The sequence below is a fragment of the Mesorhizobium sp. B2-3-2 genome, assembly GCF_006442295.1.
Taxonomy (GTDB): Bacteria; Pseudomonadota; Alphaproteobacteria; order Rhizobiales; family Rhizobiaceae; genus Mesorhizobium.
Genome location: NZ_VFWA01000002.1, coordinates 154,621 through 167,428 on the forward strand (window position 1 = coordinate 154,621; position 12,808 = coordinate 167,428).

A 12,808-nucleotide genomic window follows, 5' to 3' on the forward strand; every position below is an offset into this window, starting at 1 on the left:
AAAATGCCTAGCATGACGCTCCGCCCGTGCCAATTGGCCGGAGCAGCGTCCACTCTCGACAAATCCCGGCGCGCTTGTCAATTTCGAACGTGGCCGAAGCTCTCATATTCGCTAATATGGGGAAGCCGATTTGACGCTGCGGCGCAACGCCTGAGGACTTCGCATGACCATGCCCGCCGACCGGCTGACGACGCTGGAGATCCGCTCCGCCGAGCAGGACAAGACCATCGAGGAACTGTCAGGCCAGATCGCCGAGCAGTGGAAGGTGATCGAACGCATGCAGCGCAAGCTCGATGCGCTGACCGACCGCTTCCTGGCGCTGGAGGAACAGGCGGCGCCCGACGTGCCGGTGACCAAACCGCCGCACTGGTAGGGAAGGGAGCGCGAGCGATGGCCAGCGACCGCATCGCAAGGGCCGGCGACTACGTGCTTGGCCTGATGAACGATGCAGAGCGCGAACGGGCAGAGCGCGATCTGGAGATCGACCCCGCCTTTCGCGATGCCGTGGTCCAGCTTGCCGAGCGCATGCATATTTTCGACCGCGCTGAACCTCCCGGCGACGATCGCTGGCGGCTAATCTCGCAACGCATCGCCGAACTGCCGCAGATGCGCCCGCCCGGCGATGACGAGGCGAAAACTTCGGTGGTAATCCGCAAGCTGGAACGCCAACCCTACGGCGTCGGCGTACACGCGCTCGGCGGCCGCCGCGGCGCGGTTATCGCCATCTTGCTGATCGCGGTCTTTGCCCTTGGCTACCTCGTGGGGGCTTGGTCGACGGGCGGTGCGCTTCTGCCCTGACGTCCACGACAATCTCACAGGGCGCTCCCCCACTGGCGCTGTCCTATGCGACCGGGCCGACCTCCGGCCCCAAAAACAAACCGCCGGACTTTCACCCGGCGGTTCGAAACTTAGTGCTTACCGATCAATACGGGCAGGCGTTATCGGCGGTGTAATCGTGCACCTCGATCTTGCCGGCGATGATGTCGGCCTTGGCCTTCTCGACCGCCGCCTTCATCTCGTCGGTCACCAGCGCCTTATTGTTGTCGTCCATGGCGTAGTCGACGCCGCCTTCCTTGAGGCCGAGATTTTCGACGCCACCCTTGAAGGTGCCGTTCTTGCCGTCCATGAAGGCGGTGTAGACGGCAACGTCGACGCGCTTCAGCATGGAGGTCAGAACCTTGCCGGGCTGAAGGCCGTTCTGGTTGGAATCGACACCGATGCCGAGCTTGCCGGCATCAGCCGCCGCCTGCAGCACACCGACGCCGGTGCCGCCCGCAGCCGCATAGACCACGTCGGAACCCTGGTCGATCTGCGTCTTGGCGATCTCGCCACCCTTGGCCGGGTCGTTCCAGGCGGCCGGCGTGTCGCCGGTCATGTTCTGGATGACGTCGGTCGCGCCTGCCGATTTAGCGCCGCCTACATAGCCGCATTCGAACTTGCGGATCAGCGGAATGTCCATGCCGCCGACGAAGCTCACCTTCTTCGTTTTGGAGGCCATCGCCGCCATGATGCCGACGAGATAGGAGCCTTCATTCTCCTTGAACACGAGCGAGCGGACATTGGGCAGGTCGACAGCATCGTCGATGATGGCGAAGTTGAGGTCAGGATATTCGGTCGCGACCTTCTTCAGCGCATCCTCCCAGGCGAAGCCGGCCATGACGATCGGGTTGTGGCCGTCCTCGGCGAAGCGGCGCAACGCCTGCTCGCGTTGCGAAGCGTTGGAGACCTCGAACTCGACATAGGGAACGCCGGTCTCTGTCTTGAACTTTTCGGCGCCATGGTAGGCCGCCTCGTTGAAGGATTTGTCGAACTTGCCGCCGAGATCATAGAGGATGGCCGGCTGCACATCCGCGGCGAAAGCCGGAAGAACCATTGCAGTTGCGGCCAGAAGGCCGAGAACGATACGTTTCATGTGATCCACACCCTGTCGGTTATTTTTTTCCGTTACGCCCGCCCGCCTGCCCGGTTCTCCGGCATGCGCGCGACGTCAGCCAGGAGTGTATATTCCCCTCCCGCTCAGCGGCAATCTGGCACGGCCCGAAACAAAATTCACGTGGAATTTTGACCTTTTGGAAAAGCATGGCGGGTGTGACGCCCGTGCCCTTCAGGCGAATTGCCCCGTGCGCCGCTGCCGCCTGTAGCCGATGGCGTAGAGCAGCAAGGCCAACACCGCGAACACGGCAAAGCCCGGCTGGTCGAGCACCCGGGCGATGGCGCCGTCCCATAGCAGCGGGCCGGCCTTGGCGCGAACGAAGCTTTCAAAGGCGGCGCGCGTGTCGGGCGACACGGCCAGCCAGCTTGCATTGAGCGGGGTCAGCACCAGTGCCGAGGCGGCGACCGTGCGTGTCGTGTCAAGCACCGCCATGATGACCGAAATCGACAGCGCGACCATGGCCGCGAGACGAAAGACAAAGCGAAACATCAAAGACCTTTCCCCTGGCCGATCCTCGACATCCTCCCGAGGATCTCCGGCGGTGTTCCGAACGAGAAATAGAGCGCGCAGGCCCTATTCGCAATCACGGCACGCGAATGAATCGCGGCCGACGCAGCCTAGCCGGCCGGCCTGTGCTTGCGCCGGTTGGCGAGCCAGACGGCGAGAATGCCGCCGGCAATGGCGCCGACCACCAGCCCGGCCAGCCCTATGAAGGCGGCGAAGTAGCCGCAAGCGCCCTCGAAGCAGCTCATGTCGGTGACATCGGCGATGACCGAGCCGGCCAGGAAACCGCCCACCGCGCCGACGACCGCGCCGAGGATGATGCCGAGCAGCGCGGCGACAATGGAAACGAAGACCGACGGCGCTTCGGCTCGCGGCTTGGCATAAACGGTCTCGGCGCCGGAGCCGCGGCGCAAAAGGTAGATGCAAAGCAGGCCGATGGCGATCTCGGCGGCGGTGATGGCCAGGCTTCTGGCGGAGAAGACGAAGCCCGGCACGGCAAGTGCGTAAGCGTGACTTGCCAGCAGCCATATGATCGTGGCGGCCTGCCAGATGGTGAAGTGGCTGGGGAAGCGCGCCGAACGGCCGAAGGCGAGGCCGAGCAGGTAAAGTCCCCATAGGATGGTGATGACGTCGGCGACGAGCCCGCTGAAGAGGAAATAGAAAACGGCGTCCGGCAGGCCTGAACTCCCCACCAGCCACAAGGCCGACGCCAGCCAATAGACCGACAGGGCCATGACGATGACGAGCCAGCCCACCGGGACATAGGAAAGTCCGCTGTCCGGCCGTCCGGCCGGGACCTTTCCCTCGGCCGGTGGCTGTCCATTGTGCGGCGTACCGCCTGGAATTCCGCTGTTTGACGCCATATCGCGACGATGCCCCCGCAAAGCCTTTCGGACACTCGACAGGCCGCTCGGGACGGAGTCAAGCGCGGCTGGTCTCGCAGCCCATGCCTGCGCACATCATTCAAGCAGCGATTCAAATAGCGGGAGCCCAAACGGATGTTAGCGGCGGCCCTATGAACGCCGTGTGGCCGGCAAAGCGAATTGACAGCCGTTATGGCTTGGCATTCGGCGCGGGATCGACTAGATGAGCCCCGCGCCTGTTGCTTTGACGGCTCAGGTGCGGGCAGGGCGTCCGCTGGTTGGCGGCGCCCGGTGTGGGAAGTTCCGCACCGCAGCCCCAAAGGGAGCGCATCTCCCCAACCCGCGCGGCGAAGCCGGCCGGCGCGAAAGGCAAGGACGGAGAGGTGGCCGAGTGGTTGAAGGCGCACGCCTGGAAAGTGTGTTTACGGGAAACCGTAACGCGGGTTCGAATCCCGCTCTCTCCGCCACCCTGCTTCGACCTTCGAGCTTCGCAGGATTTGCCGATCGAAGACGCGAAGCAGGATGCCCTCCGAAGCTTCAGCGTAGGAGGGCGAAATCGCGGCATAGCATCGAGTGATCCTTGGGCGTTCCATGAAATGCCGCCCACGAGCCGGTTTTGGAATTCCTGGTGATCTGGTAGTGGTGATCCCGATCACAGGAGATGGCATGCCGGACGATGTAATGGTGCGCGACAGCAACGGCGCTCAGTTGAAGGACGGCGATTCCGTCACGCTGATCAAGGACCTCAAGGTCAAAGGCACTTCGGAGACGATCAAGCGGGGCACGTTGGTGAAGAACATTCGTCTTAACGGCAATCCCGGTGAGATCGAATGCAGTACCAGGCAAGTGAAGGGCCTGGTGCTCAAAACCGAGTTCGTAAAGAAGGCGTGACCCTCAAGGCCGTTGAGCCGCAGGGATAAAATTGCGTTTGCCGGCGACGAGGCGCGTCGTCGGCCAACCTAGCCACCCCTTACGACTGGAGCGCTTGGGCGCATTCACAACTTCAAATTCATTCCGCCGAAAATCTTTATAAAATTCCTATTTCTTTCCGCTTTGCCCCGTCTCGAACCTTTATGGCGATCGGGTCCATATTCCGCTTTGAGAAAAAACGTCGGACGCCGTCACCAATCCAAGTGGGCGCGCCGTTTTCATGTAATCGCCAAGCTGCTTCGAGCGGGCGCAAAGTGGAAAAATGGAAGTAAGGAACAAGCACAATGGACATCATTGTTCTCGGGATAGGGGTTTTGTTTTTCGCCCTGTCTTTCGCCTATGTCAAAGCCTGCGACAGAATTTGAGCGAAGGGATCGAACCATGCTTGTCGATTACATCCTCGGTGGCGGCGTGACGTTGTTCCTGCTCGCCTACCTGACATACGCCCTCATCCGCCCGGAACGCTTCTGACCGGCGCACGGAAAGCCACATCATGACTATAAACGGATGGATACAGATCCTTCTCTATTGCGGGATCCTGATTTTGCTCGTGAAGCCGCTGGGCGGCTACATGCATCGCGTCTTCACCGGCGACCGCACCTTGCTGTCGCCGGTGCTCGGCCCCGTCGAACGGGGCCTTTATCGCCTGGCTGGAACCGGCGACCACGAGCAGCACTGGACGGGCTATGCCGCCGCCATGCTGTTCTTCAACCTTGCCGGCTTCCTGGCGCTCTATTTCCTGCAGCGCCTGCAAGGCGGCCTGCCCTACAATCCGGCCGGCATGAGCGCGGTCGAACCGGGGCTCGCCTTCAACACCGCCGCCAGCTTCATGACCAACACCAACTGGCAGAACTACGGCGGCGAGAGCACGATGTCCTATCTCGTGCAGATGGCCGGCCTCACCGTGCAGAACTTCCTGTCGGCGGCCACCGGCATCGCCATCGCCATGGCTCTGATCCGCGGCTTTGCCCGCGCCTCCGGCAAGTCGATCGGCAATTTCTGGGTCGATATGACCCGTGCCACGCTCTACGTGCTTTTGCCGCTCTGCGTCGTGCTCACCCTGGTCTATGTCTGGCTCGGAATGCCGCAGACGCTGGGAGCCTATGTCGGCGCCACCACGCTCGAAGGCGCGCAGCAGACCATCGCCGTCGGGCCGGTCGCCTCGCAGGTCGCCATCAAGATGCTCGGCACCAATGGCGGCGGCTTCTTCAACGCCAATGCCGCGCATCCCTTCGAGAATCCGGACGCCATCTCCAACCTGATCCAGATGCTGTCGATCTTCGCCATCGGAGCGGCACTCACCAACGTCTTCGGCCGCATGGTCGGCAACCAGCGCCAGGGCTGGGCCATCCTGGCCGCCATGGGCGCGCTGTTCATCGCCGGCGTCGCCGTCTGCTACTGGGCGGAAGCCACGGGCAATCCGCTGGTCCATGTGCTTGGCATCGAGGGCGGCAACATGGAAGGCAAGGAAACCCGCTTCGGCATCGCGCTTTCGGCGCTGTTCGCGGTCATCACCACGGCGGCCTCCTGCGGCGCGGTCAACGCCATGCATGACTCGTTCACCGCGCTCGGCGGCATGATCCCGCTCATCAACATGCAGCTCGGCGAAGTCATCGTCGGCGGCGTCGGTGCCGGCTTCTACGGAATGCTGATGTTCATCCTCATCGCCGTCTTCGTCGCCGGCCTGATGGTCGGACGCACGCCCGAATATCTCGGCAAGAAGATCGAGGCCAAAGAGGTCAAGATGGCGATGCTGGCGATCCTGTGCCTGCCGCTGGCGATGCTGGTCTTCACGGCCATCGCGGTGCTCCTGCCGAGCGCCGTGGCATCGATCGCCAATGGCGGTCCGCACGGCTTCTCCGAGATCCTCTACGCCTATACGTCTGCGGCGGCGAACAACGGCTCGGCCTTCGGCGGCCTCACCGGCAACACGCCCTGGTACAACATCACGCTGGGCCTCGGCATGCTCATGGGCCGCTTCCTGGTCATCATCCCGGCGCTCGCCATCGCCGGCTCGCTGGCGGCGAAGAAGACCGTGCCTGCCTCGGCCGGCACGTTCCCGACCGACGGCCCGCTGTTCGTCGGGCTGCTGGTCGGCGTCATCGTCATCGTCGGCGGTCTGACCTTCTTCCCGGCGCTCGCCGTCGGGCCGATTGTCGAGCATCTGGCCGCCATCCACGGGCAGACATTCTGAAACGGAAGACTCTTGGCTGAAACGGAAATGTCCTGGTTCAACAACAGGCATCGCAACGATCGCCATCCCGCCGACAATGGAAAGGAGGAACGGCCTCCTCCTTTCCCCACGATGTCGACATTCCTCGGCATCGCCGCCGTCATGATCGTTCTGTGGTTGCTGGCCTACGGGCTTCCGCATCTTCTTTCGGCATCCGACCGCTCGGTGCCGCCCACCAACACCGAAGCTGGAGCTCCAAAATGAGCCAGTCGAAATCGGCCAGCATCATGGATGCCGGCATCCTGTGGCCCGCCATCGGCGGCGCCTTCAAAAAGCTGAACCCACGCACATTGGCCAGGAACCCGGTAATGTTCGTCGTTGCCGTCGTCTCAGCGCTGACATCAGTGCTTTTCATCAAGGACCTCGCCAGCGGCGGCGGCAATCTCGGCTTCACCATCCAGATCATCATCTGGCTGTGGTTCACCGTGCTGTTCGCCAACTTCGCCGAAGCCGTCGCCGAAGGCCGCGGCAAGGCGCAGGCCGATTCGCTGCGCAAGGCGCGCACCGAGACCCAGGCCAAGCTGCTCGCCGGCGAGGACCGGACGAAATTCAAGCTGGTGCCGGGCACCAGCTTGAAGGTGGGCGACGCCGTGCTGGTCGAGGCCGGCGATATCATCCCCTCCGACGGCGAGGTGATCGAAGGCGTGGCTTCGGTCAACGAGGCGGCGATTACGGGTGAATCGGCCCCCGTCATTCGCGAATCCGGCGGCGACCGCTCCGCGGTCACCGGCGGCACGCAGGTGCTCTCCGACTGGATCCGCGTGCGCATCACCGCCGCCGCCGGTCACACCTTTCTCGACCGCATGATCTCGCTGGTCGAGGGCGCCGAGCGCCAGAAGACGCCGAACGAGATCGCGCTCAACATCCTGCTGGTCGGCATGACGCTGATCTTCGTTCTGGCTACCGCTACCATCCCGAGCTTCGCTTCCTATTCGGGCGGCTATATCCCGGTCACGGTGCTCGTCGCTTTGTTCGTGACCTTGATCCCGACCACTATTGGCGCGCTTTTGTCGGCCATCGGCATCGCCGGCATGGACCGTCTGGTGCGCTTCAATGTGCTCGCCATGTCCGGCCGCGCCGTCGAAGCGGCCGGCGACGTCGACACGCTTTTGCTCGACAAGACCGGCACGATCACGCTCGGCAACCGCCAAGCGACCGAATTCCGGCCGGTGAAGGGCGTCACCGAGCAGGAACTGGCCGACGCGGCGCAGCTTGCCTCGCTCGCCGACGAAACACCGGAAGGCCGCTCGATCGTCGTGCTGGCCAAGGAGAAATACGCCATCCGCGCTCGCGACATGGCGACACTGCACGCCACCTTCGTGCCCTTCACCGCGCAAACCCGCATGAGCGGCGTCGACATAGACGGCTCCTCCGTGCGCAAGGGCGCGGTCGATTCCGTGCTCGGCCATGTCAACCAGACGACATCAGCCAGCCACGCGACGCGCCCGAACAGCGATACGATCAGGGATTTGCAGGCGATCGCCGACGAGGTCGCCAAATCGGGCGGCACGCCGCTTGCGGTGGAGCGCGACGGGCGCCTGCTCGGCATCGTGCACCTCAAGGACATCGTCAAGGGCGGTATCCGCGAGCGCTTCGCCGAGCTGCGCAGCATGGGCATCCGCACGGTGATGATCACCGGCGACAACCCGATGACGGCGGCGGCGATCGCAGCCGAAGCCGGCGTCGACGACTTCCTTGCCCAGGCGACGCCGGAGGACAAGCTGAAGCTGATCCGCGACGAGCAGGCCAAGGGTAAGCTCGTCGCCATGTGCGGCGACGGCACCAACGATGCGCCGGCCCTTGCCCAAGCCGATGTGGGCGTCGCCATGAACACCGGCACGGTGGCCGCGCGGGAAGCAGGCAACATGGTGGATTTGGACTCCGATCCGACCAAGCTGATCGAGATCGTCGAGATCGGCAAGGCGCTGCTGATGACGCGCGGTTCGCTGACCACCTTCTCCATCGCCAACGACGTGGCCAAGTACTTCGCCATCATCCCGGCCATGTTCGCCGTGTTCTACGTCGCGCCCGGCCGGACCACAGGTCCGCTGCAGGCGCTCAACATCATGCATCTGGGGACGCCGCAGAGCGCCATCCTGTCGGCCATCATCTTCAATGCGCTGATCATCATCGCGCTGATCCCGCTGTCGCTGCGCGGCGTCAAATACCGGGCGATCGGCGCCGGGGCGCTGCTCAGCCGCAACCTGCTCGTCTACGGCCTCGGCGGCATCGTCGTGCCGTTCGCCGGCATCAAGATAATCGACATGGCCGTCACGACCCTCGGTCTTGCATAAGGGATCATTCCGATGCTCAAGCAAATCAGACCCGCGATCGTTATGATCGTCTTCTTCACCGTGCTGACCGGGCTTATCTATCCTATCGGCATGACCGGCATCGCCCAGGCGCTGTTCCCGAAACAGGCCAATGGCAGCCTGATAGAGAAGGACGGCAAGGTGGTCGGTTCCGAACTGATCGGCCAGGCCTTTGCGAGCGACCGCTATTTCCACGGCCGGCCCTCTGCCGCCGGCAATGGCTATGACGCCGGCGCCTCCAGCGGTTCCAATCTCGGTCCGACCAATCCCAAGCTGATCGAGCGCATCAAGGGCGACGCCGGGAAGCTGAAGGCCGAAAACCCCAATGCGCCGGTTCCGATGGGCCTCGTCACGACATCGGGCAGCGGGCTCGATCCTGATATCAGCCCCGACGACGCTTATTTCCAGATTCCACGTGTCGCCAAGGCAAGGCGCATCGATGAAGCCAAGGTCAAGGCGCTGGTCGACAGCCATGTCGAGGACCGGGAACTCAGTGTCCTGGGCGAGCCGGTGGTCAATGTGCTGGCCCTTAACCTCGCATTGGACGACACCGCCAAGCAATGAAGAACAGCGCCGGGGATCGACACCGTCCCCAGCGCCGTTCAAACTGGATCCCGATGCCGGACGACAGAAGCAACGTCGAAAACAGACCTTCCCCCGACGCGCTGCTCGAGCATGCCGAGCGCGAGGGCCGCGGGCGTCTGCGCATCTTCCTGGGCGCGGCACCGGGCGTCGGCAAAACCTACGAAATGCTGATGTCGGGACGCGCCAGGCTGGCCGACGGCATCGACGTGGTGATCGGCATCGTCGAGACGCACGGCCGCAAGGAAACGCTGGCCCTGGTCGAGGGCTACGAGGTCATTCCCCGGCGGCCGGTCGAATACAAGGGGCGCACTCTCGACGAGATGGACATAGATGCCATCCTGGCACGCCGCCCGGCACTGGTCCTGGTCGACGAACTCGCCCACACAAACGCGCCCGGCAGCCGCCACCCCAAGCGCTATCTCGACGTGCAGGAAATCCTGGCGCGCGGCATCGACGTCTACACGACGCTCAACATCCAGCATGTCGAAAGCCTGAACGACGTCGTCGCCCAGATCACGCGGGTCAGGGTGCGCGAAACGGTTCCCGATTCCATCATCGACCAGGCCGACGATGTCGAAATCATCGATCTGACGCCCGACGACCTGATTAAGCGGCTGGAGGAAGGCAAGGTCTATTTTCCCAATACCGCCCAGCGCGCCATCGAGAACTATTTCTCGCCAGGCAATCTGACGGCGCTGCGCGAGCTGGCGCTACGCCGCACCGCCCAGCGTGTCGACGAACAACTGCTCAACCACATGCAGTCCCATGCCATCCAGGGCCCATGGGCGGCGGGGGAAAGGGTGCTCGTTTGCCTGGACGCGCGTCCGGGCGGGGCGGCGCGCGTGCGCTATGCGCGCAGGCTGGCCGACCGGCTCCGCGCCCCATGGACGGCGCTTCATGTCGACACGCCTCGTTCGGCCTCCATGTCGGAGGAAGAGAAGGACAGGCTGGCGACCCATCTGCGCCTTGCCGAGCAGCTCGGCGCCGAGGTGACGACCATTCCGGGCCAGAACGTCGCGCAGGACATCGTTCGCCATGCGACGGCGAACAATTTCACCCATATCGTGGTCGGCAGGCCGACCCGGTCGCGCTGGCGGGAATTGATCGAGGGCTCGCTCACCTATGATTTGATCCGCAATGCCGGCGACATCAGCGTCCATGTCATTTCGGGAACCGAGCGCGATACCGACGCAGCATCGAGAAAGGTCAGGACGGCCGCCGAGCAGCGGCCGTTCCAGATATGGCCATATCTGTTCGCCACGGCCTATGTCGCGGGCTCGCTGGCCGTCGGCACGGTTCTCGATCAGTTCCTCGACGTGCGCAATCTGGCGATCGTGCTCTTGCTGGCGGTGCTGACATCGGCGGTGACATTCGGACTGTGGCCTGCCCTGTACGCCTGTTTCCTGAGCGCCCTTGCCTTCAACTACTTCTTCCTCGAGCCGCGCTACACGCTGACGATCAGGGATCCTGAGAGCATCGTTGCGTTTGCCGTCTTCCTTGTCGTTGCCGTCATCGCCAGCAACCTGACGGCGCGCGTGCAGCGCCAGGCTGCCGCCGCCCGCTCACGGGCACGGGCAACGGAGGATATCTACCTGTTCTCCAAGAAGCTTGCCGGCGCCAGCTCGCTCGACGACGTCCTGTGGGTCACGGCCTTCCAGATCGCCTCCATGTTGAAATTGCGGGTCGTGCTGCTTTTGCCCGAAAACGGTGCCATCACCGTCAAGGCGGGCTATCCGCCCGACGATACGCTGGCCGAAGCCGATATCGCCGCGGCCCGCTGGGCCTGGGAGCACGACCGCGCCGCCGGCCGCGGCGCCGATACGCTGCCCGGTGCGAAGCGGCTCTATCTGCCGCTGCGCACCGGACGCACGGCGGTCGGCGTGGTCGGCCTCGACAACGATAAGCAGGGTCCGCTGCTGACGCCCGAGCAGCAGCGGCTGCTCGACGCGCTGGCCGACCAGGCGGCGGTCGCCATCGAGCGCATCCAGCTCGTCGCCGATGTTGACCGTGCCAAGCTCGCGGCCGAGGCCGACAGGCTGCGCTCGGCGCTGCTGACCTCCATCTCTCATGATCTAAAGACGCCGCTCGCCGCCATCATGGGCGCGGCCGGCACTCTCAGGGAGTTCGCACCTGATCTGCCCGAACAGGACCGGACGGAGCTATTGTCGACGGTGGTCGACGAAGCGGAACGGCTGAACCGCTTCATCGCCAATCTGCTCGACATGACCAAGATCGAATCCGGTGCGATGGAGCCGAACTATGCGCTGCACTATGTCGGCGACGTCGTCGGCACCGCACTCGACCGCGCCCGCAAGATCACCAGCGAGCACAAGATCGAGGTCGACATTCCACCCGACCTGCCGATGCTGAAGCTCGACCCGGTGCTGTTCGAGCAGGTCCTGTTCAACCTGCTCGACAATGCATCGAAATATTCGCCGCCCGGTTCGACGATCCGCCTGCAGGGCTGGACCGACATCGGCTCTGTCGTGCTTCAGATCATGGATGAGGGATTGGGCATCCCTCCGCAGGATCTTGAGCGCGTGTTCGACACTTTCTACCGGGTGCGCAAGGGCGACCAGGTGCGCGCCGGCACCGGGCTCGGCCTATCGATCTGCCGCGGCTTCATCGAGGCAATGGGCGGCACGATCTCGGCCGCCAACCGGACCGACCGTTCGGGTGCTGCCTTCACCATCAGGATGCCGGTGCCGGCGGAACTGTCCGGCAATCGTATCGGCTCCAGCGCGGATCAGCCTCGATGACCAATTCGAACGTCAGGATACTGGTCGTCGATGACGAGCCGCCGATCCGCAAGTTGCTCCGGGTCGGCCTCGCCAGTCAGGGCTACGCCGTCAGCGAGGCGCCGAACGCCAAGGCGGCTATCGAGCTGATGGCGCAGGAAAAACCGGATCTCGTGCTGCTCGACCTTGGCCTGCCCGGCATGAGCGGCCATGAACTGCTGCGCAAATGGCGCGACGACGGCTTCGACATGCCGGTGGTCATTCTCTCCAGCCGCACCGACGAAGCCGGCATCGTCGACGCGCTCGAACTCGGCGCCGACGATTACATCACCAAGCCGTTCGGAATGAACGAGCTGGTGGCGCGAATCCGCGTGGCACTGCGGCACAGATTCCAGCAGCAGGGCGAGAGGCCGGTGTTCCAAACCGGCGATCTTTCCGTCGACCTGGTCAAGCGCATCGTCAAGGTCGAGGGCAAGGAGGTGAAGCTGTCACCCAAGGAATACGACATTCTGCGCATTCTCGTGCAGTACGCGGGCAAGGTTCTCACGCACCAGTTCCTGCTGAAGCAGGTGTGGAACGATTCGACCGACGTGCAGTATCTGCGGGTCTATGTCCGGCAGTTGCGGCAGAAGATCGAGAAGACGCCGGACCAGCCGCGCTACATCACCACCGAGACCGGCGTCGGCTACCGCCTGCGCGAGGTCGAATGA

At 63.7% G+C, this 12,808-nt stretch carries 13 protein-coding genes and 1 tRNA gene; 11 read left to right on the forward strand and 3 right to left on the reverse strand.

All coding sequences use genetic code 11. The features are described 5' to 3' along the window. Positions 1-163: 163 nt before the first annotated feature. Together FJ964_RS05995 and FJ964_RS06000 are read left to right on the forward strand one after the other, a co-directional pair. Positions 164-373, forward strand: a complete 210-nt coding sequence (locus FJ964_RS05995) for a SlyX family protein (protein ID WP_140549541.1) — start codon at positions 164-166, stop codon at positions 371-373. Positions 374-390: 17 nt separating this feature from the next. Continuing rightward, entirely contained in the window at positions 391-798 is a 408-nt protein-coding gene (locus FJ964_RS06000; protein WP_140549542.1) for a hypothetical protein, read from the forward strand. A gap of 124 nt (positions 799-922) precedes the next feature. On the opposite strand, the gene FJ964_RS06005 is transcribed toward FJ964_RS06000, so the two are convergent. From FJ964_RS06005 to FJ964_RS06015, 3 genes are all read right to left on the reverse strand, one after another. Next, on the reverse strand, positions 923-1,912 hold the full coding sequence (locus FJ964_RS06005) for a BMP family ABC transporter substrate-binding protein (RefSeq protein WP_140549543.1): 990 nt from the start codon (positions 1,910-1,912) through the stop codon (positions 923-925). Positions 1,913-2,104: 192 nt separating this feature from the next. Then, positions 2,105-2,422, reverse strand: a complete 318-nt coding sequence (locus FJ964_RS06010; RefSeq protein ID WP_140549544.1) for a hypothetical protein — start codon at positions 2,420-2,422, stop codon at positions 2,105-2,107. A gap of 128 nt (positions 2,423-2,550) precedes the next feature. Next, a complete protein-coding gene (locus tag FJ964_RS06015; protein WP_224713169.1) occupies positions 2,551-3,300 on the reverse strand; it encodes a hypothetical protein in 750 nt (249 codons plus the stop codon). Between the two features lie 377 nt (positions 3,301-3,677). On the opposite strand from FJ964_RS06015, the gene FJ964_RS06020 reads away from it, so the two are divergent. From FJ964_RS06020 to FJ964_RS06060, 9 genes are all read left to right on the forward strand, one after another. Beyond that, positions 3,678-3,767 (forward strand) — tRNA-Ser (locus FJ964_RS06020). Between the two features lie 199 nt (positions 3,768-3,966). Next, positions 3,967-4,191 carry an alkylphosphonate utilization protein gene (locus FJ964_RS06025; protein ID WP_140549546.1) on the forward strand — a complete coding sequence of 75 codons (225 nt, stop codon included), beginning with the start codon at positions 3,967-3,969 and terminating at the stop codon, positions 4,189-4,191. Between the two features lie 420 nt (positions 4,192-4,611). Next, positions 4,612-4,701 (forward strand): K(+)-transporting ATPase subunit F, encoded by a 90-nt coding sequence (gene kdpF, locus FJ964_RS06030; protein WP_015315765.1) that lies wholly within the window; start codon positions 4,612-4,614, stop codon positions 4,699-4,701. A 22-nt stretch (positions 4,702-4,723) separates the two neighbouring features. Then, a complete protein-coding gene (gene kdpA / locus FJ964_RS06035; RefSeq protein ID WP_140549547.1) occupies positions 4,724-6,424 on the forward strand; it encodes a potassium-transporting ATPase subunit KdpA in 1,701 nt (566 codons plus the stop codon). Between the two features lie 12 nt (positions 6,425-6,436). Next, the gene (locus FJ964_RS06040) at positions 6,437-6,667 is read left to right on the forward strand and encodes a hypothetical protein (protein ID WP_224713170.1); all 231 of its coding nucleotides are present in this window, start codon (positions 6,437-6,439) and stop codon (positions 6,665-6,667) included. Further along, positions 6,664-8,757: a potassium-transporting ATPase subunit KdpB gene (kdpB, locus tag FJ964_RS06045; RefSeq protein ID WP_140549548.1), complete on the forward strand. Its 2,094-nt coding sequence runs from the start codon at positions 6,664-6,666 to the stop codon at positions 8,755-8,757. The genes FJ964_RS06040 and kdpB overlap by 4 nt, the downstream gene beginning before the upstream one ends. Positions 8,758-8,769: 12 nt before the next feature. Beyond that, the gene (gene kdpC / locus FJ964_RS06050) at positions 8,770-9,339 is read left to right on the forward strand and encodes a potassium-transporting ATPase subunit KdpC (RefSeq protein ID WP_140549549.1); all 570 of its coding nucleotides are present in this window, start codon (positions 8,770-8,772) and stop codon (positions 9,337-9,339) included. 53 nt (positions 9,340-9,392) lie between these two features. After that, complete coding sequence (locus FJ964_RS06055) at positions 9,393-12,119, forward strand: sensor histidine kinase KdpD (protein WP_140549550.1); 2,727 nt, start codon at positions 9,393-9,395, stop codon at positions 12,117-12,119. Beyond that, the gene (locus FJ964_RS06060) at positions 12,116-12,808 is read left to right on the forward strand and encodes a response regulator transcription factor (protein ID WP_140549551.1); all 693 of its coding nucleotides are present in this window, start codon (positions 12,116-12,118) and stop codon (positions 12,806-12,808) included. Before FJ964_RS06055 ends, FJ964_RS06060 begins: the two co-directional genes overlap by 4 nt.

What these genes read in the sequence shown, in the direction of transcription:
- FJ964_RS05995 (WP_140549541.1), top strand. Translation starts at nt 164, where the DNA reads ATGACCATGCCCGCCGACCGGCTGACGACGCTGGAGATCCGCTCCGCC.
- FJ964_RS06000 (WP_140549542.1), top strand. Translation starts at nt 391, where the DNA reads ATGGCCAGCGACCGCATCGCAAGGGCCGGCGACTACGTGCTTGGCCTG.
- FJ964_RS06005 (WP_140549543.1), bottom strand. Translation starts at nt 1,912, where the DNA reads ATGAAACGTATCGTTCTCGGCCTTCTGGCCGCAACTGCAATGGTTCTT.
- FJ964_RS06010 (WP_140549544.1), bottom strand. Translation starts at nt 2,422, where the DNA reads ATGTTTCGCTTTGTCTTTCGTCTCGCGGCCATGGTCGCGCTGTCGATT.
- FJ964_RS06015 (WP_224713169.1), bottom strand. Translation starts at nt 3,300, where the DNA reads ATGGCGTCAAACAGCGGAATTCCAGGCGGTACGCCGCACAATGGACAG.
- FJ964_RS06025 (WP_140549546.1), top strand. Translation starts at nt 3,967, where the DNA reads ATGCCGGACGATGTAATGGTGCGCGACAGCAACGGCGCTCAGTTGAAG.
- kdpF (WP_015315765.1), top strand. Translation starts at nt 4,612, where the DNA reads ATGCTTGTCGATTACATCCTCGGTGGCGGCGTGACGTTGTTCCTGCTC.
- kdpA (WP_140549547.1), top strand. Translation starts at nt 4,724, where the DNA reads ATGACTATAAACGGATGGATACAGATCCTTCTCTATTGCGGGATCCTG.
- kdpB (WP_140549548.1), top strand. Translation starts at nt 6,664, where the DNA reads ATGAGCCAGTCGAAATCGGCCAGCATCATGGATGCCGGCATCCTGTGG.
- kdpC (WP_140549549.1), top strand. Translation starts at nt 8,770, where the DNA reads ATGCTCAAGCAAATCAGACCCGCGATCGTTATGATCGTCTTCTTCACC.
- FJ964_RS06055 (WP_140549550.1), top strand. Translation starts at nt 9,393, where the DNA reads ATGCCGGACGACAGAAGCAACGTCGAAAACAGACCTTCCCCCGACGCG.
- FJ964_RS06060 (WP_140549551.1), top strand. Translation starts at nt 12,116, where the DNA reads ATGACCAATTCGAACGTCAGGATACTGGTCGTCGATGACGAGCCGCCG.